Source organism: Agrobacterium deltaense RV3 (genome assembly GCF_900013505.1).
Taxonomy (GTDB): Bacteria; Pseudomonadota; Alphaproteobacteria; order Rhizobiales; family Rhizobiaceae; genus Agrobacterium; species Agrobacterium leguminum.
In genome coordinates this window covers 984,292-1,010,197 of sequence record NZ_LT009746.1, presented here as the reverse complement: position 1 = coordinate 1,010,197, position 25,906 = coordinate 984,292, and the positions used below count along the sequence as shown (strand labels likewise).

Sequence of the window (25,906 nt, the reverse complement as noted above, 5' to 3'; positions counted from 1 at the left end):
TCGCTGATCAGGCGTTGACCAGATTGCGCGCCCTGTCGTTCCAAAGCCGAAGGCTGCGGGCATAGGCTTCCTCGAAGGGCAGCGCCATATCGTTGACCAGCATCAGCGCGATGGCTGCCGTCGAGATGATAATGGTTTCTGCCCTTTCGTCCCTTGCGGCGCCCGTCCAGACCGCCCGCCAATATTCGAAGGTTGTGAACATGGTCGGCATTTCGGCGGGCGGCGTTTCGCGTGCGGGAACGATGAATTCCACATCCCTGCCCTTCGAAAGACCGAAAATCCGTGTGCTGCGAAACGGCGTGAATTGCGCAAAATCCCGCGTATTGCCGAGAATGGCGAGGTTTTCCACCGAAAGCAGTCGCGCGGTATCGCGATGAAGTTCCTGAGAGGACGGGCGGGCGACGCCGATGATCGTGCTCCTGGCGCGAAGCGGATTGAGAAGATGCACGACCGTGTTGAGCGGCAGGCGCATCTCCAGAATGCCGTACAGGCCGAGCAGGCTTTGAAACTGCAGGGACAGACCACCGATCGGCAGGTAGGCGATGCGCTCCGAGGCTGTGGCTTTCGCCGCCTGCGAAAGCGAGTGGCAAAGGGGAATGCCGCAGGCCTGTGCTGCAAGTTCAAGCTTGCCGCCGTTTTCTCCCTGCCCCACATGCCCGTGCAGCAGGACGCTGTATCCCGCCATGGCGACAAGACGCGCGGAATGGAGGAACCAGGGCGCATCGCGATGTTTCGGCGACATATAAGCGGGCCAGTCGAGATCCACCGATGCAGGTCCTTGCTGGTCCCTCTCTATATGTCGCCACATGGCTTCGATGAAACCGGCAAGCTCCGCCGCGGTCACGCCGCGATAATTCATGGTGGCGAGCAGCGCGCCTATCTGTATAGGGTCGGCATCGCCGTCGAGAATGATCGAGAGCGCATCCATCGCTTCCACCTGGCTGAGCGGGCGGCTGTTGCCGATGCCCATCGCGCAGGTTGCGATATATTTGGCAAGCCTCTGCTGCGGATCGGCATTGTGGCCGATGCGCGCAAGACGGTCGGCGATGTTTTCCGGTGTCGGCTGACCTTCCAGAAGAACGCTGGGGCGAAGCGAAAGCGGCGGCGCCTTCATCAGCACGGGCTGCTCCCAGCCGCTTGCACTGGCGTTGGCCGGGGCGGCGGGTTTTTCCTGCGAATAGTCGATCAGGTTCTCGGCCTCCGCCGCCAGCGAGCGAATTCGCAGCCGCATGTTTTCAGCAAAGGGGGTGGGACGCAGGCCCTGACCGGTGCGCAGAAAAAGCTGGTCGCCGTATCTTTCGCGCAGCTGCTGCAAGATGCGGCTCATGGAAGATGTCGGCAGTCCCATGCCCGCCGCCGCGCGGCTGACGCTGCCTTCCCGCAACAACGCATCAAAAGCGACAAGTAGTTTCAGCTGCCCAAGCCTGTCTGGCCTTGTCGTGGAAGCGGGTTCATCTTTTCTCTTGCCGGTTGTCATCTTGCGATTTTTTTACTCCGCCGCTCGTCCGGGGAGCCCTTTTTGCAATTTCTGGAATTTAGAACTGTTCGAAAACAAACGCGTTGCGCCCGCACTCCCTCCTAAATAAGTGGGGTTAAATTCTCAAGTTAAATGCGGGGGCATAACATGGAATTGAAGTACCGCGGCCACGAAAAGTCCGCGACGGTAATAAAGGCCGGTCTTTCGGCAGCAATGGCGGGAACGGCCCTTAGCATTGCTCTGCCCGTTTTTGCGCAGCAGGCGTCTGAGGGGAACACGGTTCTTCAGCAGATCGTCGTCACCGCATCCGGTTTCGAGCAGAATGTGAAGGACGCTCCGGCCAGCATCACGGTTGTGACGCGGGAAGATCTGGAAAAGGGGTCCTATCGCGATCTGACCGATGCCCTGCGGGAAGTTCAGGGCGTATCCGTCACCGGCATTGCCAATGAAAAGGATATTTTCATTCGCGGTCTGCCCGGTGCTTACACGCTGGTTCTGGTTGACGGCAAGCGGCAGAGCACGCGCGATGCACGCACCAACGGCAATTCCGGTTTCGAACAGAGTTTCGTGCCGCCGGTTTCGGCGATCGAGCGCATCGAAGTGGTGCGCGGACCGATGTCCTCGCTTTATGGTTCGGATGCCATGGGCGGTGTCATCAACATCATCACCCGCAAGGTCGGCGATGTCTGGTCAGGTTCCGTCACCACCGAAGGCACGGTTCAGCAGCATTCAAAATTCGGCAATAGCGGCCAGGTCTCCTGGTACGCCAACGGACCGATCCTGAAGGACCAGCTCGGTCTGCAGCTCTGGGGTAGGGGTTTCACACGCGGTGAAGACCGTATTCTGAGCGGCACCACGGGTGCCAAGGAATATGATTTCAACGGTCGTTTGACGTTTACACCGAACGAAGATCACGACATCTATCTCGAAGGCGGCAAGACGCGGCTGCGCCGCAGCGCCGAGCCCGGCGACACGCTGGCGGCAACCGACGCCAACGGCACCTACAATACCAATACGCGCGACCATTGGTCATTGTCGCATACCGGCCGCTGGGGGCCGACCACATCCGAATTCTCGTTCCAGCAGGAATGGGCGGAGCGTACCAACTTCACCAGAAATATCCGCACCGGCCGCGTGACAGAAAACCCGCGCTCGCCGGAAGTGCGCAACACCGTTCTCGATGGCAAGTTCACGACGCCGTTCGAATTGTTCGGCAACCACACGCTGGTCACAGGCGGACAATATTTCGAGGCGCGGCTGACCGACCAGAACCCGGGACGCCGCACCGGCCGCGACGAGACATTTTCGGCGACGCAATGGGCGCTCTTCCTTGAGGATGAATGGCGCATTGTCGATAATTTTGCGCTGACGGGCGGTCTTCGTCTCGATAATCACGAGAAATACGGCAATCATTTCAGCCCGCGCCTTTATGGCGTCTGGAGCGCGACCGAGGAACTGACCATCAAGGGCGGCATCTCTACCGGTTTCCGCGCCCCGGAAATCCGCCAGATCGCACCGGGTTACGCCTATACGACGGGTGGTGGCGGTTGCACCTATGGCCCGAGCGGCACCTGCGGCGTGATCATCGGCGATCCTAGCCTCGAAGCGGAAAAGAGCACGAGCTATGAAGTGGCTGCGCTTTGGGACAATGGCGACGTCGCTCTCGGCGCTACCTATTTCTATACCGATTTCAAGGACAAGATTTCCAACGCGCTGGTGCTCAATCCGGATGGAACGCCTGCCCGCTGGAGCGAAGACCGCAACTATCGTCTCTGGTACAATTACAACATCGACGATGCGGTCATTCAGGGCGTGGAACTGACGGCGACATGGTATGCGACGCCGGACCTGACGCTGCGCGGCAACTATACTTATACCCATTCCGAACAGAAAACCGGCGATTATGAAGGTTTCCCGCTGGCGCGCACGCCGGAACATATGGCCAATCTGCGCGGCGACTGGGTGACCCCAATCGACGGTCTGGAAGCCTGGGCCTCGCTGAACTACCACGGGTCGGAAATCAATGCCGGCCCACGCATCGGCACCAACGGCACGCCTGTGACGATCAACGGCAAGGCCGGGCGTAAATATGACGCCTACACGACCCTCGATATCGGCGCGAAATATGCGGTTGCCGAAAATGTCGACCTCAATGCCGCCATTTACAATGTCTTCGACAAGGATGTCGGCACCGACGATTTCAACACCGTCATGGAAGGCCGCCGTTTCTGGATCAGCATGACAGCGAAGTTCTGATCCGTGGCCACATTCACGAAATTTGGAGGCGCCTTTGGGCGCCTCTTTTTTTTGGGCTATCGCCTATTGACCTCAACTATGGTTGAGGAATTATACCGGCTGCTCTTTACTATGTTTCCGCGTTTCCGAGCGGAAATCGTGACGGAAGCAGGAGCCAGAATGGAAAGTACCGTATTCAAGCACAGCCTGACGGTTGGGGAGGTTGCCCGCCGGAGCGGCATTGCCGTGTCCACCATCCATTTTTATGAGGCGAAGGGGCTGATTGAAGGTTGGCGAACTGCCGGTAACCAGCGTCGTTATCATCGCGCCGTCCTGCGGCGTATCGCCATCATCCGCATCGCGCAACGAGCGGGTATACAGCTCAGCATCATCCGGGATGCGATGGCCGATCTGCCGCAGGATCGGGTGGCAACGACGGCCGATTGGCGCAGGTTTTCCCAATCCTGGCGGGAAATGCTGCAGCTTCGCATCAACAGCCTGATCATGCTGCGCGATCAGCTTACCGGCTGTATCGGTTGCGGGTGCCTTTCGCTGGATGATTGTCCGTTGCGCAATCCGAACGATGTTCTGGCCGATGACGGCGCAGGTCCGCGCCGCCTCGTTTCTGCGGAATGAACGGGATTTCCGAACCGGAACGCTTGTTTCTCACTCGGAATCGGCGGCAACCCAGACGCTGACGCTGCCGCCATTGGTGGGAAAGACGCCCTTGCCGCTCTCATCGAGGGTAATCCGTTCTTCACGGTGCCCGAGAAAGTCGCGCCAGACCGCCCCGGCGTGATCGGGACCGAGATCGATCTGCTTTTCTGCGGGCTCGCCATTCGACATCACCACCACGCATCCCGGCGCATCGGCGGCGCCGTGGCGAATAAAGGCGATGCAGCTTGCATCGTCGAGAATATCCGTCTGGGCTCCGTTGGCGAAACGGCTGCGGGCCTCGATGAGTTTCGGCAGGCATTCAATGGCGGGCATATCGATTTTATATTCGTTGCCGTCATTGCCGGTGTCGGTATAGCTCGTGCCGAACAGATCGGGATAAAAGACGCAGGGCACACCCTCTTCGCGCAGCAGGATGATCGCATAGGCAAGAGGTTTGAACCAGGGCTCCACCGGCGCTTCCAGCGATTGCAGCGGCTGCGTGTCGTGATTGTCGACCAGCGTGACGGCATGGTCTGGAACGGCGGAGACAAGCGAACCGTCGAAGATGCTGCGCATATCGAACTCGCCGCCCTGTTTCGAGGCGTCATGGAAGCTGTGGTGAAGGGCGACATCAAAAAGCATCAGCTGCTTGTCGACGAGTTCGAGATAGCTTTTCAGCGCCTCGAGATCGGGGTGCCAATATTCCGCCACGACGAAAAGATCGGGATCGACCGTTTCGCGCATATGGCCGACCCAGTCGCGGAAGAACCAGGCTGGAATATGTTTGGCGGCATCGAGGCGGAAGCCATCGACCTGCACCTGCTCGGAGAGCCAGCGGCCCCAATATTTGAGCTCTTCGTAAACCGCCCGGTTCCTGAACTCGACATCGGCACCCATCAGATAATCGAAATTGCCGTTTTCCTGATCGACTTCCTCATTCCATTCCCCGTCGCCATACTCATTGACGAGGCGGAATATACCGTCTTCGGTCGGCTCTTCGATGTGATCGACACCGCTGAAGCACTTCAGGTCCCAGATGAATTTGGAGTGTTTGCCGTTGCGGCCGGGAAAGGTGAAGCGGGTAAAAGCCAGCGCCTGAAAGTCTTCATCGTCGATTTCGGTACGGTCTTCGGGATTGACGCGGCGAACCCGTACCTTTTCCTTTTCATCCGCACCCATCTTGTGATTGAGAACCACGTCATGAATGACGCGGATGCCGTTTTCCTTCAGCGTCCGGCCCGCATGTTCGAGGGCGGCGCGATCGCCATATTTGGTGGCGACGGTGCCCTTCTGGTCGAATTCACCGAGGTCGAAGAGATCGTAGGTATCGTAACCGACCGAATAACCGCCCGCAGCACCCTTATAGGCGGGTGGCAGCCAGATATCGGTGATGCCCATTTTGGCAAGGCTTTCGGCCTTTTCGGCCACCTCGCTCCATAATTTCCCTCCGTCCGGATAATACCAATGGAAGAACTGAAGCAAGGTGCGTCCGGCCATATTTCCCTCACAGTCGTTAGCAGGTCGCGCCATAAACGGCCCGGCGGCGAAAGGGTTCCGCGGCCGGCCATGCGCGATCTGCAATTGTGAGGCCGGTGGCCTGTCCGTATATTAGCCGGCTATCTCGAGAAGGGCCGCGCCCGCCTGCAGATAGTCGCCTTCCTTGACAATGAGGCGAACTTTGCCCGCCTTGGTGGCGACAATCTGCGTCTCCATCTTCATGGCCTCCATAACGGCCAGAAGATCGCCTTGCGACACCGCATCACCGTCTTTTACCTTGAAGGACTGCAGGGTGCCGGAAACCGGGGCGGTGAGTTCGCCTTCCTTTTCCTTGGGGCCGGCGGTGCCGTGAACAATCGCGCCGCCGCCGCTAACCGCACCGAGGCTGGAGAGCAGCAGGCTGGGCAGACCGACCGATACACGCTTGCCGTCGATTTCCAGAAAAGTGCGGGTGACGGAAGGGTCGTCGGCCGGTGCCGGGCGCTCCATGGCATCCGGCATGGCGGCGAAATCGGTCTCGATCCAGCGGGTGTGAACCTTGAAACCGTCGGTGCCGACGAAGTCTTCGGTTTCGATTGCTGCCCGATGGAAGGGCAGCACCGTGGCGATGCCTTCGATGCGGAACTCCTTCAGCGCGCGGCGCGCGCGGCGCAGGACCTGCTCGCGGTCGGCACCCGTGACGATCAGTTTCGCCATCAGCGAGTCGAATACGCCCGGCACGCTGGAGCCGCTGACGACGCCGCTATCCACGCGAATGCCGGGACCGGAGGGAGCGTCGAAAAGCGAGATCGACCCGGGGGTCGGCAGGAAGCCTCGGCCGGGATCTTCGGCATTGATACGGAATTCCATCGAATGTCCACGCGGTTCCGGCGTTTCGAGAACCCGCAGCTTATGGCCTTCGGCGATACGGAACTGCTCGATGACGAGATCGATACCGGTGGTTTCCTCGGTAACGGGATGTTCCACCTGCAGGCGCGTATTGACCTCGAGGAAAGAAATCGTGCCATCGACGCCGAGCAGGAATTCCACCGTGCCGGCGCCGGAATAACCGGCAGCGGCGCAGATAGCTTTTGCAGCCGCATGGATTTTCTGCCGCTGTTCGTCGGAGAGGAACGGGGCGGGAGCCTCTTCGATCAGCTTCTGGTTCCGGCGCTGCAACGAACAATCGCGGGTGCCAAGGACGAGCACATTGCCATGCTTGTCGGCCAGAACCTGCGCCTCGATATGGCGCGGCCGGTCGAGGAAGCGCTCAAGGAAACACTCGCCGCGGCCAAAGGCGGCCGTTGCCTCGCGCACGGCGGATTCGTAGAGATCGGCGATCTCTTCCATCTTCCACGCAACCTTCAGACCGCGACCGCCGCCGCCATGGGCCGCCTTGATGGCGACGGGCAGGCCGTGTTCTTCGGCGAAGGCCGTGACTTCGGCAGCGGAAGAAACCGGGCCGTCACTGCCGGCGACCAGCGGTGCGCCGACGCCGGTGGCAATGCGCCGTGCCTCTACCTTGTCGCCCAGTGCCTCGATGACATGCGGGTCGGGGCCAATCCAGATGAGGCCGGCATCGAGAACGGCACGCGCAAATTCGGCGCGTTCGGACAGGAAACCGTAACCGGGATGAATGGCATCCGCGCCGGCGCGTTTGGCAATCGCAATCAGCTTGGCGATATCAAGATAGGTCTCGGCGGGACGCACGCCCTCCAGCGCATAGGCCTCATCCGCCAGACGGACGAAGAGCGCTTCCTGATCGGGATCGGCATAAACGGCGACCGATTGCACGCCGTAATCGCGACATGCGCGGATGATGCGCACCGCGATCTCGCCGCGATTGGCAATCAGCACTTTTTTCATCGCTCTTCTCCTCGGAATTCTGTGTTCTTGGCCGCGATTTCGGCGAAGGGGCCGATCGGGCGGAATTTGATTTTGGCGTTGACGGGGATTTGTCCCGCAAGATCGAGATGATATTCGGCGACAGCGCCGATAACGGGATAACCGCCCGTCAGGGGGTGATCTGCAAGGAAGAGAACCGGCTGGCCGCTATGGGGAATCTGGATCGCCCCTGTCGCCGTGCCTTCGCTCGGCAATTCGGCGCTGTCCTTGCGCTCCACCGGCACGTCGCCGGCAAGGCGGATGCCGACGCGGTTGGATTGCGGCGTGACCTGCCAGAGCTGGCCGGTCAGCGTCTCGACGCCCTTCTGCGTGAACCAGTCGGTGCGGGGGCCGAGAACGACGTCCAGCGTGACGACCTCACCCATTGCCAGCGCTTCGAAGGCCGGAACCTCGTCGATCGATACGCTGGAAAGGCCGGTCTTTTCGCCTTTGAGGGATAGGATGGCGCCTGTACCAACCGGCTCTGGGCCGACGACTGCCAGCGTATCCGTTGCGAAACTGCCGAGCACCGGCTCGACATCGAAGCCGCCGCGCACCGCAAGATAACAGCGCATGCCCTTTGGCGGCTGGCCGAAAGTGACCACATCACCGGGTTCGAGCGGCACCGGGCCATGGGTCTTTGCCGCGAAGCTGCGATCTGCCGTGGTGATGGTGACGGGGCAGGGGGCGCCTGCAATGCCGATGACGGCGCGGCTCGTGCTTTTAAAGGAAAATCCACCGAGCGTCAGTTCGAGACAGGGCGTGTTGACGGGGTTACCAACGATGCGGTTTGCGGCATTGAACGCGCCACGATCCAGTGCGCCGGAGGCCGAAACGCCCTGTCCGGTCTGGCCGAAGCGGCCGAGATCCTGAAAGATGGCGGGCATGGGGGCTGCGAGCACCTCAAAATGCGGGCCTGCTTTTGCCCGGTCTTTCCCGGCGCTGCGCGGTTCCGAGACGGGGATGTCGACCGTTTTGCCGGCCTTGTCCATGTCGAAGAAACGCACGCGGTAACCCGGCTGGAAAAGCGCGCCGGGATCGCGGTCTATATCCCACATCTTCACCGGCGTGGTGCCGATGATCTGCCAGCCGCCGGGGCTGTTTTGCGGGTAGACGCCGCTGAAGGCGCCGGCCAGCGCCACCGAACCTGCCGGAATGCGGGTGCGCGGGCTTTGCCGGCGTGGCACATGCAGCGCCGGATCGCCGCCGACCAGATAACCGAAGCCGGGAGCGAACCCGCAAAAGGCCACGGTGAATTCGCTTTCGGTGTGGCGGCGGATGACTTCTTCGATGCTCATGCCGGTCAGTTCGGCAACATCGGCAAGGTCCTCACCATTATAGTGGACGGGGATTTCCACGAGATTGTCCGAAGGCGCGATTTTTGCCGAGAGATCGCGGCTTGCCAGTCGCGCGGCCAGCGCTTCGGCACCGATTTTCTCAGGGCGAAAGCGGATCATCAGGGTGCGGGCAGCCGGCACGGTCTCTTCGATACCTTCGACCGGATCGTTCTGAAGCGAGGCGAAAAGCGCCAGCGTTTCATCGAGATCGGCAAGTTCGACAAGAATGGTGGTGAGGCTGACGGGGAGAAAACGCATCATGTCCTCACGCGTGATAGGCTGAATCGGGAATGTCGGTGATGAACATGTGCCCCGGCGCATGGGTGATCGCAAAGGGTACGCCCGACGCCATCACGGCGGCCTGGGGTGTGACGCCGCAGGCCCAGAACACCGGAACTTCGCCCGGCTCGATCCGCACCGCATCGCCGAAATCAGGCTTTGCAAGATCGGTGATGCCGATCTCTTCCGGTGCGCCGACATGCACGGGCGACCCGTGTACGGCCGGAAAACGTCCCGAAATGGTCGCAGCATCGGCGACCCGCGAGGCCGGGATCGGCCGCATGGAAACGACCATATTGCCCTTCAGCCGACCGGCCGGGCGGCAGGGTCGGTTGGTGAGATACATCGGCACATTGCTCTTGTCGGTCATATGGCGGATTTCGATGCCCGCTTCCACCATCGGCGTTTCGAAGGTGAAGCTGCAGCCGATCAGGAAGGCGACGAGATCATCGCGCTCCGCCCAGGCGGCGGTTGCATCCGCTGTTTCCTCGACGAGCTTGCCGTCCCGCCAGATGCGGTAGAGCGGCAGGTCGGTTCTCAGATCTGCGCCGGGCGCGAGCAGCGTGGTGGGCGAACCGGGATCGGACACGTCCAGCACCGGGCAGGGTTTGGGATTGCGCTGCGCGTAAAGCAGGAAATCGAAGGCCCAGTCGCGCGGCAGCACGATCATGTTCGCCTGCGTGAAGCCGGGTGCAATGCCGGAAGTTGGGGCGACGAGGCCGTCGCGATAGGTCGCACGGGCCTTTCGTGCGGCGTCCGCGTTGGTGTGGTTGAGATAGGATGTCGGTATCGTCATCGGCTATCCTTTCAACGATTGGATGCGAAAGAGCGGATGTCGATGCCATCAGCCTCGAAACGGCGGCGGATTTCCTGGGCGATGGCGACGGCACCGGGGCTGTCGCCGTGCACGCAGATGGATTGCGCTTCGATTTTTATGATGCTGCCATCGATGGCCTCCAGCGTGCCTTCGCGGGCAAGCTGCACCATGCGGTCGGCGATTTTGGCCGCGTCATGCAGCACGGCACCGGCTTCGCGGCGGGAGACGAGTTGGCCCTGAGGCGTATAGGCGCGATCCGCGAAAGCTTCGGCGACGACGGCAAGACCTGCCTTGCGGGCAAGATCGAGGATGGGCGCGTTCGCAAGACCCATCAGCACCAGCGAAGGATCGACGGCCTTGATGCCGTCAATGACGGCCTGCCCCTGTTTCGCATCGTTGGCGATGCGGTTGTAAAGCGCGCCATGCGGCTTGACGTAACGCACCGTTGTGCCGGCAGCAGCGGCGACGCCTTTCAGTGCGCCGATCTGGTAGATGACATCGGCGATCAGTTCTTCCGAGGTCGCGTCCAGATCGCGGCGGCCGAAGCCGACGCGGTCCGGATAGGAGACATGGGCCCCAACGACCACGCCTTTTTCGGCGGCGGCCTTGACGGTGCGGTAGATACCGGCCGGATCGCCGGCATGAAATCCGCACGCGATGTTGGCGCTTGAAACGATAGCGAGCATCGCTTCGTCGTCTCCCATGCGCCATGCGCCGTAACTTTCGCCAAGATCGCTGTTGAGATCGATAGCGGCCATGTTTGCCTCCCTTCAGAGCATTTCCAGCAAAAGTGCGTAGCGGTTTTGCGTCCGGAAAATGCTTAAAAACACTAGTTTATTACAGGCCGAGCAGGCCGAAGATGGTGCCGGCGGACTTGTAGCCCATGTACCATGTCAATGCGCAGGTCAGAACGCCAAGCACAAGCAGGATGCGTGGGTAACGATAGCCGCCCATCAGGTCTTCGCGTTTCCATGCGGCGAACAGGAAGATGCTGAGGCCGATGGGCAGGATGAGGCCGTTCAGGCCGCCGACGAAGACCAGCATGGCGGCGGGCGGCGTGGTGATCAGCAGGTAGCAGACAAGCGAGACGGCGATGAAAACGACCGTCGCCATGTTGCGGGCACGTTCGGTCATGTCCTGCTTGAAGACGGGCAGGAATGAAACCGAGGTATAGGCCGCGCCGATGACGCTGGTGATGGCCGCTGCCCAGAAGATGATGCCGAAGAGCCGGAAGCCGAGATCGCCCGCGGCCGAACGGAAGGCCTGTGCGGCCGGATTGGCGGCCTGGCCCGACGTATCGATGATGACGCCGCTGGCGACGACGCCGAGAATGGCGAGGAACAGCACATAGCGCATGACGCCGGTGACGGCGATGCCGGTCAGCGCCGCGCGGTTGACGGCAGGCAGGTTTTCGATGCCGACCATGCCCCGGTCCAGCAGCCGGTGCGCGCCGGAATAGGTGATGTAGCCGCCGACGGTGCCGCCGACGATGGTGGTGATGGTCGCGAAATTGATCGTATCCGGCAGGAAGGTCTGGCGGAAGGCGTCACCCACCGGCGGTGCGGAAACGAAGGCCACATAAAGCGTCAGCACGATCATCAGGATGCCGGCGAAAATGATGAACCGGTCGACGGCAAGGCCTGCGCGTTTGGAAACGAAGATGGCGATGGAAAAGACTGCGCTGATGGCGCCGCCGATTTTCGGGTCCAGCCCGAAAATGGCGTTCAGGCCAAGGCCGGTGCCGCCAATATTGCCGATGTTGAAGAACAGGCCGCCGATAATGACGAGAATGGCCAGAAGATAACCCGAACCGGGAATAGCGGCATTGGCAATATCGGATGCGCGCATGCGCGTCAGCGTCACGATACGCCAGATGTTGAGCTGGACGACGAAGTCGATGAGGATGGAGGCAAGGATGCCGAAGGCGAAGGCGGCACCGAGCTGGGTCGTGAATGTCGCCGTCTGCGTGATGAAGCCGGGACCGATGGCGGATGTCGCCATCAGGAAGATCGCCCCCATCAGGGATGCGCGTTTTGACATTTTCATATCGGCAGTCGGGGTGAGCTTTTTCTGCTCCATGGATTTTCTCCGCTCCTGTCGCAATCCGCCCCTCGCGGATGCTTTATGCGGACGATCTTGTCCTGTTCTGCGAAATTGTCAACTTTGTTCAACAATATAAAGTTATCGTTCTTTCATTTTGTCCATTTGTTGGACGTAATGAGCAGGATTTAATCACGTTTTTTTCGTGCTTTGCTAATGCTTTGTGCTATGGGCAATCATGCCGTGTCCGAACATGCCTGTCACGGAATTCCCGATGCTGCATTGCTCTTAAGGAAAGGAGCGCCATGACCGAAACGATAGAGGGTCTGCCGCTTGCGGATCGATTGGCCAAGGGTATTCGCACCCTACTGATCTCCGGCGAGTTGATGCCGGGACAGCGCCTATCAGAGGCAGCCTTCAGTGAACGTTTCGACGTCTCGCGCAATTCGCTGCGCGAAGCTTTCCGGTTGTTGACCAAGGACGGGCTTCTGCGCCACGAGGCAAATCGCGGCGTGTTCGTCGCCGTTCCCACCATGTCCTCGGTCATCGATATTTATCGGGTGCGACGCATGGTGGAATGCGGCGCACTTCGCCAGGCCTGGCACAAGCATCCCGCAATCAAGACGATGCGGGCAGCGGTCGAGGACGCCAAGGTCAAGCGTGAAGATGCAGACTGGCTGGGTGTGGGCAGCGCCAACATGAAATTTCACGCCGCCGTCGTCGATCTTCTCGACAGCGCTCGCCTCAGCGATTTTTACGAGCGTATCGCCGCTGAACTCAGGCTTTGTTTCGGTTTGCTGAAAGATCCCGAACAGCTTCATTCTCCCTTCGTGGACATGAACAGCAAGATCCTGTCGCTGATGGAAGAGGGCAAGGCGCAAGAGGCCGGCGACGAGATGGAAATCTATCTCAATCTGTCCGAGCGGACGGTTTTGAAGGCGCTTGAACGCGCCGTCGAACACGCTTCCTGACATGACGGGCGGCAGGGGAAAAAACGGCCCTTGCCGCTCCCGCCATTTTTTGCATCCGCAGCCGATTGCCAAGTTTGCTGCGCTGCGTCATCAATGCTGACATGACGCTTCGCGACCTGACCATTCTCGTTATCGACGAAAACGCGATCCGCGCCTCCATCATCGAGGAGGGGCTGCGCGAGGCCGGCTATCATCGCGTCACCGTCATCCACGAGGTGAACGGGGTGGCGCGCACCATCGAGACGCTGCAGCCCGATGTCATCTTCATCGATCTCGAAAATCCCAATCGTGACATGATGGAGCATCTGTTCCAGCTTACCCGCACGGTCGGCCGGCCGATCGCCATGTTTGTCGATCGCTCCGACACCGCGTCCATTGAGGCGGCGGTAGAGGCGGGCGTTTCCGCCTATGTGGTGGACGGGCTGAAGAAGGAGCGGGTCAAGCCCATTCTCGACATGGCGGTCAGCCGCTTCAATGCCTTCAGCCGTCTGCAGCGGGAACTTGCCGAAGCGAAATCGGCGCTTGAGGAACGCAAGGTCATCGAGCGCGCCAAGGGCATTCTGATGAAGATGCGCGGCCTTTCCGAAGAGGAGGCCTTTGCCCTTTTGCGGCAAACCGCAATGAACGAGAAGAAGAAGATTTCCGAGATCGCGCAAAGCGTGGTCACCGCGGCCGGTCTGTTGATGTAACGAACCGCCGGTCGGACAGTGTGGAGTGAATGATATGGCGGCACCGGAAAAAACGGCCGGATCAGACAGCGGCGTAACGCAAGCCCCGGCAATCGTCGGCAGCGACCGGCAGAAAATTCTGCGTGCCGGCTTTATTCCGCTTGTCGACGCATCCGTCCTGATTGCTGCGGCCGAATTCGGTTTCGCAGAACGCGAAGGCCTTTCGCTCGATCTCGTCAAGGATGTTTCCTGGGCGAATGTGCGCGACCGGCTGGCGTTTCGGCAATTCGATATCGCCCACATGCTGTCGCCGATGCCCGTCGCCTCCATGCTCGGGCTTGGCTCAAATCCGTCGCCGACGATCACGCCCTTTTCACTCGGGCGCGGCGGCAATGCGATCACGCTTTCGACTCGGCTGTTTGCACGGATGAAGACTTTGACCGGGCTTTCCGAAACGGCCGGAGCGCTCGAAAATGCCGAGGCGTTGAAGCGGGTGCTCGATGATATGCGCGCCCGCGGCGAACCGCCGCCGACGCTTGGCATGACCTATCCATTTTCATCGCATAATTACGAGTTTCGCTACTGGCTTGCCGCCGGCGGCATTCACCCCGATCACGATGTCAAGCTTGTGGTCGTGCCGCCGCCATTGACCTCGGATGCGCTTGCCGCAGGGGCCATTGACGGTTTCTGCGTCGGAGCGCCGTGGAACATCGTCGCCGCCGAGCGCGGTGTCGGCCGGATCGTTGCGGCCAAGCAGGATTTGTGGCCTTCCGCACCGGAAAAAGTCGTCGGCATGCGACCCGAATGGGCGGAAAACCAGCAGGAAACGGTCGGACGGTTGCTGAAGGCGCTCGATGCCGCCGCGCGCTGGTGCGACCTAGCCGAAAATCACGATGATCTCAGCGCCGCCCTTGCCGATTCCCGCTATATCGGCGCACCGGAAGGCATCATTCGCCGTGTGCTTGCCGGTGAATTCAGCATCGACAGCCAGGGCAACCGCCGGGTGATCGACAATTATTTCATCTTCCACGGCGGTCACGCCAATTATCCGCGGCAGAGCCAGGCATTGTGGATTTACAGCCAGATGATCCGCTGGGGGCAGGCCGAGTTTTCACCGGCCGGTGTGGAGGCCGCCCTGTCTGCCTACCGGCCGGATATTTATCGGGCGGCGCTTGGCGACGCCAATGCACCTGACGATGCCGATATCCGCATCGAAGGGCAGGAAGAGCAGGACCGTTTCGTGGATGGCCTCATATTCGATCCCGCCGACATTGCAGGCTACGTGAACGCCTTTTCCGTGCGCACCGCCGCACCGTTTTCTCCGACTTCAGGCGAGACGTAAGCGGCGTCATGCCTTGCGGGCTGCGCAAATTTCAAGCGCGGGATTCTTCTCTTTGCACAAATGGAAGACAGAAAACGCGCTGATTAAAATTTAATCAGTAGATCGATTTTCAAAAATACTCCTTTATTTTCAATAATATAATCTGGTTTTTATAAACTGGCACGCCTCTTGCTTCTTGTTTTTTGCACCGGTCAACGGCGATCGGGGCAAAGCAAGGCGCGGCATAGGCGCTTTCAGAAGACACAGACGTCGCAAGGTTTTGCTGCCCGGAACACCTCCCGTTCCGCAGGCGCAAACACCGAGCGGCGTTTTTTTATTTTCAGGTTTTTTCGCAAGCGAAAGCGTCACCCGCAGAGGTGGCTCAATAAGGGGAACATGCGAATGAAAAAGATATTCTCCGGCGATGTCAGCCGCCGCACGATACTGAAGACGACAGCCGCCGCCGCCCTTGTCAGCGCCGTGCGCGTGGCCTTTCCGTCCGGTGCTTTCGCAGCCACCGCTGAGCCCGAGGTGAAAGGCGCGAAAATCGGCTTCATCGCGCTCACCGATGCCGCCCCGCTCATCATTGCGGCGGAAAAGGGTCTGTTCGCCAAACACGGCATGCCGGATGTCGAGGTTCTGAAACAGGCCTCCTGGGGTGCCACGCGCGACAATCTCGTGCTCGGCGGCGCATCGAACGGCATCGACGGTGCGCATATTCTGACGCCCATGCCCTATCTCATGCATACCGGCAAGGTGACCCAGAACAATGTGCCGGTGCCGATGACCATCCTCGCCCGCCTCAACCTCGACAGCCAGGGCATTTCCGTCGCCAAGGAATATGCCGAAACCGGCGTTCAGCTGGATGCCTCCAAGCTGAAGGCGGCTTTCGAGAAAAAGAAGGCCGAGGGCAAGGAAATCAAGGCCGCCATGACCTTCCCCGGCGGCACGCATGATCTCTGGATTCGCTATTGGCTGGCCGCCGGCGGCATCGATCCGGACAAGGACGTCTCTACCATCGTCGTTCCGCCGCCGCAGATGGTCGCCAATATGAAGGTGGGCAATATGGACGTCTTCTGTGTGGGCGAACCCTGGAACGAGCAGCTCGTCAATCAGGGCATCGGCTTCACCGCCTGTACCACCGGCGAACTCTGGAAGGGCCATCCGGAAAAGGCGCTCGGCATGCGCGCCGACTGGGTGGAAAAGAACCCCAATGCCACCAAGGCGCTGCTGATGGCGGTGATGGAAGCGCAGCAATGGTGCGACGAGATGGCGAACAAGGAGGAAATGTCCACCATCCTCGGCAAACGCCAATGGTTCAACGTGCCGCCGAAGGATGTGCTTGGCCGCCTGAAGGGCAATATCAATTACGGCAACGGCCGCGTGCTCGAAAATACCGGCCTGCAGATGAAGTTCTGGCAGGACCATGCCTCCTATCCCTTCCGCAGCCACGACAGCTGGTTCATCGCGGAAAACATCCGCTGGGGCAAATTCGCACCCGATACGGATGTGAAAGCGCTGGTGGAGAAGGTGAACCGTGAGGATATCTGGCGCGCGGCGGCCAAGGATCTCGGCGTTGCCGATCTTCCCGCCTCCACCTCGCGCGGCAAGGAAACCTTCTTCGACGGCAAGGTCTTCGACCCGGAAAATCCGTCGGCCTATCTCGAAAGCCTGTCCATCAAGGCGGCCTCCTGAGGAGGAGACCGGGGTATCGCCCCTCATCCGCCAGATGCGCTGCCCAACCGGCGCGAGTGAAGACCGGATGAGGGGCGAGCCCCAGACCGCAACCGAAATCAAGAGGAAACGCCCATGTCCGCATTGGCCCGAAAATTCAACGAAGAGCCGCAGCAGCCGGTAGCGCAGAAGGCAAATGTCGTGGCGCTTGCGCCGAAACAGTCGCCGCGGATCGATCTGCGCAAATGGGGTGCGGCCGCTGCCCGCAACATCGTACCGCCGTTCATCGTCCTCGCCATTCTGCTGGGCGTCTGGCAATTGCTCTGTTCCGCCCCCGGCTCATCGCTGCCGCCCCCGAGCCAGGTTTTCGAGGAGAGCTACGATCTCATCGTATCGCCGTTCTTCCATAATGGTTCGCAGGATATCGGCCTTGGCTGGCGCGTGCTGGTCTCGCTGGAGCGTGTGGCTTACGGTTTCGGCCTCGCCGCCATTGCCGGTATCATTCTCGGCGCTGTCGTCGGTCAGTCGGTCTGGGCCATGCGCGGTCTCGATCCGATCTTCCAGGTGCTGCGCACCGTGCCGCCGCTTGCCTGGCTACCGCTTTCGCTGGCCGCCTTTCAGGACAGCAATCCTTCGGCCATTTTCGTGATCTTCATCACTTCCATCTGGCCGGTCATCATCAATACCGCAGTCGGCGTGCGCAATATTCCGCAGGACTACCGCAACGTGGCGCAGGTGCTGCGACTCAACCAGCTCGAATTCTTCTTCAAGATCATGCTGCCTTCGGCGGCACCCTACATCTTCACCGGCCTGCGTATCGGTGTCGGCCTTTCGTGGCTCGCAATCGTCGCGGCGGAAATGCTGACCGGCGGCGTCGGCATCGGTTTCTTCATCTGGGATGCGTGGAACTCCTCGCGCCTGCCCGACATCATCGTGGCGCTCGTCTACATCGGCGTCGTCGGCTTCGTGCTCGACAAGCTGGTGGCGGCGCTCGGCAAGGTCATCACCCGCGGCGCTGCGGCAAATTAAGAGGGCGACGATCATGAACGCTTATCTGAAGCTCGATCACATCGACAAATATTTCGACAAGGGCGGTTCGCGCGCCGAGGTGCTGAAAGGCATCAATCTCACCATCGAAAAAGGCGAATTCGTCTCCGTCATCGGCCATTCCGGTTGCGGCAAATCCACCATGCTCAATCTCATCGCCGGACTGACGAAAGTGTCTGCCGGCGCCGTTCTGCTCGAAAACCGCGAGGTCAACGAGCCCGGCCCGGAACGCGCCGTCGTGTTCCAGAACCACAGCCTGCTGCCATGGCTTTCGGTTTATGAAAACGTCAATCTTGCCGTGGAAAAGGTCTTCCGCAACACCAAGACCCGGGCCGAGCGGCATGACTGGGTCATGCGCAATCTCGATCTCGTGCAGATGGCCCATGCCAGAGATAAGAAACCCTCTGAAATTTCCGGCGGCATGAAACAGCGCGTCGGAATTGCCCGCGCGCTCGCCATGGAGCCCAAGATCCTGCTGCTCGACGAGCCTTTCGGTGCGCTGGACGCGCTGACCCGCGCCCATCTCCAGGACGCGGTGATGGAAATCCACGCCCGGCTTGGCAACACCATGGTCATGATCACTCATGATGTCGACGAGGCGGTGCTGCTTTCCGACCGTATCGTAATGATGACCAACGGTCCGGCAGCCCACATCGGCGAAGTGCTGGAGGTGCCGCTGGCACGCCCGCGCAACCGCATCGAGCTCGCATCCGACAAAACCTACCTCAAATGCCGCGAGGCCGTGCTGAAGTTCCTTTACGAACGTCACCGCTTCGTCGAAGCTGCGGAGTAACGCCCATGACGCAAAAACTCGTCATCATCGGCAATGGCATGGCGCCGGGACGCATGCTGGAAAACCTGTTCGAAACCGCTCCCGGCCTCTACGACGTCACCATTTTCAACGCCGAGCCGCGCGTCAATTACGACCGCATCATGCTCTCGCCGGTGCTTTCTGGCGAAAAGAGCTATGAAGACATCGTCATCCACAATGACGAATGGTATGCGGCTAACAATGTCACGCTGCATAAGGGCGCGAAGGTCACCGGCATCGACCGCGACAGAAAGACCGTGACCAGCGAAAACGGCATCACGGTTTCCTACGACAAGCTGGTGATCGCCACCGGTTCGTTGCCTTTCATCATTCCGGTTCCCGGCCACCAATTGCCGGGCGTGCTTGCCTACCGCGATCTCGACGATGTGACGAAGATGCTGGAAATCGCCGAGGGCAAGGGCCGCGCCATCGTCATCGGCGCCGGTCTTCTCGGGCTGGAAGCCGCCTATGGCCTCAAGCGCCAGGGCATGGACGTTACCGTCATCCACCTGATGCCGACGATCATGGAGCGTCAGCTCGATCCGGCAGCGGCCTATCTTCTCGAAAAGGCGCTTAACGAGCGCGGCATCGACATCATCACCAAGGCCAATACCAAATGCATTCTGGGTGAGGAGAAGGTCGAGGGCATCGAGCTGGAAGATGGCCGCGTCATCAAGGGCGACATGGTTGTGATGGCGGTCGGCATCCGTCCTGCCTCGGGCCTCGCCAAGGAGGCTGGTATCGCCGTCAATCGCGGCATCGTGGTGGATGACGGCATGATGACGTCCGACGCCTCGATCTATGCGCTCGGCGAATGCGCCGAGCATCGTGGCATGTGTTATGGCCTCGTTGCGCCGCTTTATGAATCCGCCCGCGTGCTGGCGGACCGGCTGTGTGGCGGCTCGGCCGAATATCACGGCTCTGTCACCAATACCAAGCTGAAGGTCACCGGCATCAACCTGTTTTCCGCCGGTGATTTCGCCGAAGGCGACGACCGCGAGGAAATCGTGCTGCGCGATGCCACCGCCGGTGTCTATAAGCGCCTGATCCTCAAGGAAAACCGCATCATCGGCGCGGTGCTTTACGGCGAGACGGCGGACGGCTCGTGGTTCTTCGATCTGATGAAGAAATCGACCGATATTTCCGCCATGCGCGAAACCCTGATTTTCGGCCAGGCCTATCAGGGAGGGTCGCCGCTGGACCCTATGGCGGCCGTTGCAGCCTTGCCGGATGATGCGGAAATCTGCGGCTGCAACGGCGTCTGCAAGGGCAAGATCACATCGGCCATCACGTCCAAGGGGCTGACATCGCTGGACGATGTGCGCGCCCACACCAAGGCGTCCGCCTCCTGCGGCAATTGCACAGGCCTTGTCGAGCAGCTGATGACGATAACGCTCGGCGACAGCTACAATCCCGCTGCCGTGCAGTCCATGTGCAAATGCACCGATCTTGGCCATGACGATGTGCGCCGTCTCATCAAGGCCAAGGGGCTGAAGACCATCCCGGCCGTAATGCAGGAGCTGGAATGGAAGACCTCCTGCGGCTGCGCCAAATGCCGACCGGCGCTCAATTATTACCTCGTCTGCGACTGGCCGGATGAATATGCCGACGATTACCAGTCGCGTTTCATCAATGAGCGCGTCCACGCCAATATCCAGAAGGACGGCACCTATTCCGTCGTGCCCCGCATGTGGGGCGGCGTCACCTCTTCCTCCGAACTGAGGGCGATTGCGGATGTGGTCGACAAGTTCGAAATCCCGATGGTGAAGGTGACGGGCGGCCAGCGCATCGATCTTCTCGGCATCGAGAAGGAGGATTTGCCCGCCGTCTGGGCCGATCTCGGCAAGGCTGGTTTCATTTCCGGCCAGGCTTACGCCAAAGGTTTGCGCACGGTCAAAACCTGCGTCGGCCAGCAATGGTGCCGTTTCGGCACGCAGGATTCCACCGGCCTTGGCATCCGCATCGAAAAATTCATGTGGGGGTCGTGGACGCCCGCCAAGCTGAAACTTGCCGTTTCCGGCTGTCCGCGCAACTGCGCGGAGGCGACCTGCAAGGATATCGGCGTGATCTGCGTCGATTCCGGTTTCGAGATCCATTTCGCCGGTGCCGCCGGCCTCGATATCAAGGGCACGGAAGTTCTGGGTCTCGTCAAAACCGAGGATGAGGCGCTGGAGCATATCGTGGCGCTGACGCAGATGTATCGCGAACAGGCCCGCTATCTTGAGCGCATTTACAAATGGGCCAAGCGCATCGGTTACGACGAAATCCGCCGCCAGATCATGGACGATGCGGAAAAGCGCAAGGCCTATTTCGATCGCTTCGTCTTCAGCCAAAAATTCGCGCAGGTCGATCCCTGGTCGGAACGCGTATCCGGCCACGACAAGCACGAATTCAGGCCCATGGCGGCGATCGGTTTCAATCAGGCGGCGGAGTGAGAACGATGGACAGCAACTGGATCGATATTGGCGATATCTCCGACATTCCCCTTCGCGGCGCGCGTTGCGTAAAAACGCCGATGGGCAAGATCGCCGTGTTCCGCACGGCGGAAAATCAGGTCTTCGCCATCGAGGACCATTGCCCGCACAAGGGCGGGCCGCTGAGCCAGGGCATCGTGCATGGCGCTTCGGTGACGTGTCCTTTGCATAATTGGGTCATTTCGCTGGAAACTGGCAAGGCGCTGGGGGCGGATGAGGGCGAGGTGCGGACCATTCCAGTGCGTAATCTGGATGGGAGGCTTTCGATAGCGCTCGAAACCCTGATGATTGCGGCGGAGTGAATTGCGATGGCGGCGGCGTTACCCCCCTCTGTCCTGCCGGACATCTCCCCCTCAAGGAGGGAGATCACTCGCGGCACAAACTTCCATTCACAACTGGCGTCATTGCGGGTGGAGAGGGAACGGGGAGCCATCCGCTTTTCGATCTCCCCCCTTGAGGGGGAGATGCCCGGCAGGGCAGAGGGGGGTAACCGCCACGCACTGAGGCGGGGTAAGCGCCACCCACTGAGGGGGCAAACCCATGCCCGTTGAAACAAAAACCACCTGTCCCTATTGCGGCGTTGGCTGCGGCGTCATCGCCACCGTCAACGACGATGGCGCGGTATCCGTCAGAGGCGATCAGGATCACCCCGCCAATTTCGGACGGCTGTGCTCCAAAGGTTCGGCTCTGGCCGAAACCATCGACCTCGACGGTCGCCTGCTCCACCCGGAAATCGCCGGCAGGCGGGCGTCATGGGACGAAGCGCTTGACCTCGTCGCTTCCCGGTTTTCTCAAGCCATCGCCGATCACGGCCCGGACTCCGTTGCCTTTTACGTCTCCGGCCAATTGCTGACAGAAGATTATTACCTCGCCAACAAGCTGATGAAGGGTTTCATCGGCTCGGCCAATATCGATACCAATTCAAGGCTGTGCATGTCGTCTTCCGTCGCCGGCCATCGCCGTGCCTTCGGTGCCGATACGGTGCCGGGCACCTATGAGGATATGGAGCTTGCCGATCTGGTGATCCTCACCGGTTCCAATCTCGCCTGGTGCCATCCAGTGCTTTACCAAAGGCTTGCGGCGACAAAGGCTGCGCGGCCGGAAATGAAAGTCGTCGTTATCGATCCGCGCCGGACGATGAGCGCCGATATTGCCGACATGCACCTCGCCATCCGCCCGGATGGAGATGTGGCGCTGTTTACCGGCTTGCTGGCGCATCTTTCTGATAGTCCCGCAATCGATCGCGGTTATGTGGAAAATCACACGCTCGGTTTTGATGCAGCGATGCAGGCAGCAACCGGACACAGCCTGCCGGAGATCGCCGAAGCCACCGGCCTGACAGTCGCCGAACTGATTTCCTTCTACGAATTGTTCGAACGCACCGAAAAAACCGTCACCTGCTACAGCCAGGGCGTCAACCAGTCTGAAAGCGGCACGGACAAGGTCAACGCTATCATCAATTGCCACCTTGCCACCGGCCGCATCGGCAGGCCGGGCATGGGGCCGTTCTCGCTGACCGGCCAGCCGAATGCCATGGGTGGGCGCGAAGTCGGCGGGCTGGCCAACATGCTTGCCGCCCATATGGCCATTGAAAATGCCGAGGATCGCGACCGCGTACGGCGCTTCTGGGTCTCGCCCGCAATTGCGGAAAAACCCGGCCTGAAGGCGGTGGACATGTTCAGGGCCGTGGCCGATGGCCGCATCAAGGCGCTGTGGATCATGGCGACCAATCCGGTGGTTTCCATGCCGGATGCCGGTACCGTCGAGGCGGCCATCAAGGCCTGTCCTTTCGTCGTGGTGTCCGATGTCATGGCGAGTACCGATACGGCCCGCCATGCCCATGTGCTTCTGCCATCGCTTGGCTGGGGTGAAAAGGACGGCACCGTCACCAATTCCGAGCGGCGCATTTCCCGCCAGCGCGGTTTTCTCGATGTGCCGGGCGAAGCGAAAGCGGACTGGTGGCAAATGGCGGAAGTGGGCCGGCGCATGGGTTTCGGCACGGCCTTCGCCTATGGCCAGCCATCGGAGATTTTTGCCGAACATGCCGCTCTTTCCGGCTTTGAGAACGCGGGCAGTCGCGATTTCGATATCAGCGGTGTCGAGCGGAATTCCTACGATGCGATGACGCCGTTTCAATGGCCGAAAGCCGGGCCGGGCGACGCCGTCGTTACCCGCTTTTTCGCCGATGGCCGGTTTTACCATGCCGATGGCAAGGCGCGGTTTATTGTCACCACCCTGCCGGAGACGGGCAGAACATCGGCGGATTATCCGCTGACGCTGAATACCGGCCGCATCCGCGATCAATGGCACACCATGACCCGCACGGGCAAAAGTGCGCGCCTTACTGCCCATATCGCCGAACCTTTCGCCGAGCTTCATCCGCGCGATGCGCAGACGCTGGGAATAGAAAGCGCCGATCTGGTGGAACTGGAAAGCCCCCATGGCAAGGTTCTGCTGCGGGCGCTGGTGAGCGAAAGGCAGGCGCGCGGCTCGGTGTTTGCGCCGATGCACTGGAACGACCAGTTCGCCTCGCAGGCGCGCATCGATGTTGTGGTTGCGCCGGTGACGGACCCATATTCAGGCCAGCCCGCCTCGAAAAACGTGGCAGTAAGGGCAAGGCGCTTCGAAGCTAAAGCCTATGGTTTCGCCATCTCCCGCGTCCGGCCGGATGCACCGGATTGTGCTTACTGGGCCACGGCCAAAGCGGATGGCGGTTATCGCATGGAGCTCGCCTTTGCCGAGGAGCCGCAGGACTGGACACTCTGGGCGCGACAGGTCTTCGGCATCGAGGCCAGGGTCGAGCCGCTGGGTTATAGTGACCGGCAGACGGGCGACCTGCGCCTCGCCTTCTTCGACGGCGATATCCTGCTGGCAGCGCTGTTCGTCGCCAGGCAGCCGGTGGCCGTCGCCCGCAACTGGGCGATCTCGCAACTTGCCGAGCGTCATGAGGATCTGCGCATGCGTTTTGCGCTGGTCGCTGGTCGCCCCGGTGCCGGCCGCGCCGATCCGGGCGCCACCGTCTGCTCCTGCTTTAACGTCGGAGTGAACCAGATTACCGCGGCCATCCGCGAAGGCTGCCGCAGCGTCGAAGCCATAGGCAAGGCGTTGAATGCCGGAACCAATTGCGGCTCCTGCCGCGCTGAAATCAGGGGGATCATCGATGGATGCCTTAAAACCGCAGCGGAATGAACCGGCCCGCATGGAAAGATTAGCCAAGTTGCCGGTCTTCTGGGGGCTTGAGGGCAAGCGCGTGGTGCTGGCGGGCGGATCGGACGGGGCCGCCTGGAAGGCGGAACTGCTGCTGGCCTGCGGGGCGGAATTGCATCTTTATTGCGAGGAGAGCGGGCTTTCGGAAAGCTTTGCAGTGCTTGTCGCAAAAAGCCAGATGCTGAGATGGCATGACCGTCCGTGGGGTCCGGATATCTTCGGCGGCGCGGAACTGGCTCTGGCGGATTGCGAGACCGATGCGGAAGCCGCGAGCTTCTACGATGCCGCGCGCGCGGCCGGCGTTCCCGTCAATGTCATCGACAAGCCGGAATTCTGCCAGTTCCAGTTCGGCTCCATCGTCAATCGCTCGCCGGTGGTGGTATCTATTTCCACCGATGGCGCAGCACCCATTCTGGCGCAGGCTATCCGCCGACGCATTGAGACATTGCTGCCGCTTTCGCTGAAGGATTGGGGCGCGCTTGCCCAGACAATCCGCGAGCGCGTCAATCTGCGGCTCGCTCCCGGTGCGTCGCGGCGCTCTTTCTGGGAAAAATTCGTCGATCGGGCTTTTACCGAAAGGCTGGATGAGGGCAGCGAGGAACGGCTGGTTGCGGATATCGGAATGCAGGCTGCGCGGGCAGGATCGGGGCGCGGCCTTGTGACTCTTGTGGGCGCCGGACCGGGCGATGCCGAACTGCTGACACTGAAAGCGGTGCGCGCTTTGCAGGCGGCCGATGTCATCCTGTTCGACGATCTCGTCTCGGCGGAAGTGCTGGAACTGGCGCGGCGGGAGGCGAAACGCATGCTGGTCGGAAAGCGTGGCGGCCGGGAAAGCTGCAGGCAGGAAGATATCAATGACATGATGATCCGTCTCGCCAAGGCCGGCAAACGGGTGGTGCGGTTGAAATCCGGCGATCCCATGATTTTCGGGCGCGCCGGCGAGGAAATCGCTGCGCTGGAGGCTGAAAATATCCCGGTCGAGATCGTGCCCGGCATTACCGCCGCAAGCGCCATGGCCTCGCGCCTGGGTGTGTCCCTGACCCATCGCGACCATGCCCAGTCGGTACGCTTCATCACCGGCCATTCCCGACAGGGAAGGCTGCCGGAGAATATCGACTGGAAATCGCTGTCTGACCCTTCCGTAACCACGGTCTTTTACATGGGTGGGCGCACCGCAGCCGAGATCGAAGCTGCCCTGCTTGCCCATGGAATGCCTGCATTAACGCCCGTTGCCATCATGATTTCCGTCAGTCGCTCAAACGAACAGCGCTGGTGCGGTTCGCTTACGCAATTGGCTGCGGCCGTTGAGAGGCTGGGTGTAAACGAACCGGTGCTAATCGGCATCGGCGATGCATTTGGTGCCGCGTCTTCGGCGATGTCCCGTTCCAGCCCGCTCATTCAGAAAGTCGGCTAAATAATATCGTCAAATGGCGTCGTGGGGTTCACGACCTGTTTTCATCCCGCCACTATCGCTGCTGCAAAACCGTCCCTTGACATTGGTTTTTCGTTCGCTCTTCAATAAAACGAAAAA

Annotated in this window: 19 protein-coding genes; 12 read left to right on the top strand and 7 right to left on the bottom strand. The window is 60.5% G+C overall.

Annotated features, from left to right (window positions below; translation table 11 throughout):
• Positions 1–7: 7 nt before the first annotated feature.
• Positions 8–1,477, bottom strand: coding sequence for a glycosyl transferase family protein (locus AGR7B_RS18975; RefSeq protein WP_080857585.1), 1,470 nt, complete (start codon positions 1,475–1,477; stop codon positions 8–10).
• A gap of 147 nt (positions 1,478–1,624) precedes the next feature.
• On the opposite strand from AGR7B_RS18975, the gene AGR7B_RS18970 reads away from it, so the two are divergent.
• Together AGR7B_RS18970 and soxR are read left to right on the top strand one after the other, a co-directional pair.
• Positions 1,625–3,733 carry a TonB-dependent receptor plug domain-containing protein gene (locus AGR7B_RS18970; protein WP_080857584.1) on the top strand — a complete coding sequence of 703 codons (2,109 nt, stop codon included), beginning with the start codon at positions 1,625–1,627 and terminating at the stop codon, positions 3,731–3,733.
• 159 nt (positions 3,734–3,892) lie between these two features.
• Positions 3,893–4,348, top strand: a complete 456-nt coding sequence (gene soxR / locus AGR7B_RS18965; RefSeq protein WP_078052237.1) for a redox-sensitive transcriptional activator SoxR — start codon at positions 3,893–3,895, stop codon at positions 4,346–4,348.
• Positions 4,349–4,378: 30 nt separating this feature from the next.
• Here the strand turns inward: soxR and amyA are convergent, their stop codons facing one another.
• The 6 genes from amyA to AGR7B_RS18935 all read right to left on the bottom strand — a co-directional run bounded on the left by amyA (position 4,379) and on the right by AGR7B_RS18935 (position 12,241).
• Positions 4,379–5,866, bottom strand: coding sequence for an alpha-amylase (gene amyA, locus AGR7B_RS18960; protein ID WP_080857583.1), 1,488 nt, complete (start codon positions 5,864–5,866; stop codon positions 4,379–4,381).
• A gap of 111 nt (positions 5,867–5,977) precedes the next feature.
• Positions 5,978–7,711: an acetyl/propionyl/methylcrotonyl-CoA carboxylase subunit alpha gene (locus AGR7B_RS18955; protein ID WP_080857582.1), complete on the bottom strand. Its 1,734-nt coding sequence runs from the start codon at positions 7,709–7,711 to the stop codon at positions 5,978–5,980.
• Positions 7,708–9,324 carry a 5-oxoprolinase subunit B/C family protein gene (locus AGR7B_RS18950; protein WP_080858171.1) on the bottom strand — a complete coding sequence of 539 codons (1,617 nt, stop codon included), beginning with the start codon at positions 9,322–9,324 and terminating at the stop codon, positions 7,708–7,710. Before AGR7B_RS18950 ends, AGR7B_RS18955 begins: the two co-directional genes overlap by 4 nt.
• 7 nt (positions 9,325–9,331) lie before the next feature.
• Positions 9,332–10,141, bottom strand: a complete 810-nt coding sequence (locus AGR7B_RS18945; RefSeq protein ID WP_080857581.1) for a putative hydro-lyase — start codon at positions 10,139–10,141, stop codon at positions 9,332–9,334.
• 11 nt (positions 10,142–10,152) lie between these two features.
• The gene (locus AGR7B_RS18940; RefSeq protein WP_078052195.1) at positions 10,153–10,920 is read right to left on the bottom strand and encodes a LamB/YcsF family protein; all 768 of its coding nucleotides are present in this window, start codon (positions 10,918–10,920) and stop codon (positions 10,153–10,155) included.
• Positions 10,921–10,999: 79 nt separating this feature from the next.
• Complete coding sequence (locus AGR7B_RS18935) at positions 11,000–12,241, bottom strand: NRAMP family divalent metal transporter (RefSeq protein WP_065656666.1); 1,242 nt, start codon at positions 12,239–12,241, stop codon at positions 11,000–11,002.
• A 266-nt stretch (positions 12,242–12,507) separates the two neighbouring features.
• Here AGR7B_RS18935 and AGR7B_RS18930 point away from each other — a divergent pair, with 266 nt between their 5' ends.
• The 10 genes from AGR7B_RS18930 to cysG all read left to right on the top strand — a co-directional run bounded on the left by AGR7B_RS18930 (position 12,508) and on the right by cysG (position 25,789).
• Positions 12,508–13,173 (top strand): GntR family transcriptional regulator, encoded by a 666-nt coding sequence (locus tag AGR7B_RS18930; protein ID WP_065656665.1) that lies wholly within the window; start codon positions 12,508–12,510, stop codon positions 13,171–13,173.
• A 101-nt stretch (positions 13,174–13,274) separates the two neighbouring features.
• Positions 13,275–13,862: an ANTAR domain-containing response regulator gene (locus AGR7B_RS18925; protein WP_003519752.1), complete on the top strand. Its 588-nt coding sequence runs from the start codon at positions 13,275–13,277 to the stop codon at positions 13,860–13,862.
• Between the two features lie 34 nt (positions 13,863–13,896).
• The gene (locus AGR7B_RS18920; RefSeq protein ID WP_080857580.1) at positions 13,897–15,183 is read left to right on the top strand and encodes a CmpA/NrtA family ABC transporter substrate-binding protein; all 1,287 of its coding nucleotides are present in this window, start codon (positions 13,897–13,899) and stop codon (positions 15,181–15,183) included.
• A 381-nt stretch (positions 15,184–15,564) separates the two neighbouring features.
• Positions 15,565–16,857: a CmpA/NrtA family ABC transporter substrate-binding protein gene (locus AGR7B_RS18915; RefSeq protein WP_080857579.1), complete on the top strand. Its 1,293-nt coding sequence runs from the start codon at positions 15,565–15,567 to the stop codon at positions 16,855–16,857.
• Positions 16,858–16,971: 114 nt separating this feature from the next.
• Entirely contained in the window at positions 16,972–17,865 is an 894-nt protein-coding gene (ntrB, locus tag AGR7B_RS18910) for a nitrate ABC transporter permease (protein ID WP_080857578.1), read from the top strand.
• 13 nt (positions 17,866–17,878) lie between these two features.
• The gene (locus tag AGR7B_RS18905) at positions 17,879–18,676 is read left to right on the top strand and encodes an ABC transporter ATP-binding protein (RefSeq protein WP_078052189.1); all 798 of its coding nucleotides are present in this window, start codon (positions 17,879–17,881) and stop codon (positions 18,674–18,676) included.
• A 5-nt stretch (positions 18,677–18,681) separates the two neighbouring features.
• Positions 18,682–21,129, top strand: coding sequence for a nitrite reductase large subunit NirB (gene nirB, locus AGR7B_RS18900; RefSeq protein WP_080857577.1), 2,448 nt, complete (start codon positions 18,682–18,684; stop codon positions 21,127–21,129).
• A gap of 5 nt (positions 21,130–21,134) precedes the next feature.
• Positions 21,135–21,470, top strand: a complete 336-nt coding sequence (gene nirD / locus AGR7B_RS18895; protein WP_003519747.1) for a nitrite reductase small subunit NirD — start codon at positions 21,135–21,137, stop codon at positions 21,468–21,470.
• 238 nt (positions 21,471–21,708) lie between these two features.
• On the top strand, positions 21,709–24,357 hold the full coding sequence (locus tag AGR7B_RS18890) for a nitrate reductase (RefSeq protein ID WP_080857576.1): 2,649 nt from the start codon (positions 21,709–21,711) through the stop codon (positions 24,355–24,357).
• The gene (cysG, locus tag AGR7B_RS18885) at positions 24,329–25,789 is read left to right on the top strand and encodes a siroheme synthase CysG (protein ID WP_162934200.1); all 1,461 of its coding nucleotides are present in this window, start codon (positions 24,329–24,331) and stop codon (positions 25,787–25,789) included. Before AGR7B_RS18890 ends, cysG begins: the two co-directional genes overlap by 29 nt.
• The last annotated feature ends 117 nt before the right edge of the window (positions 25,790–25,906 follow it).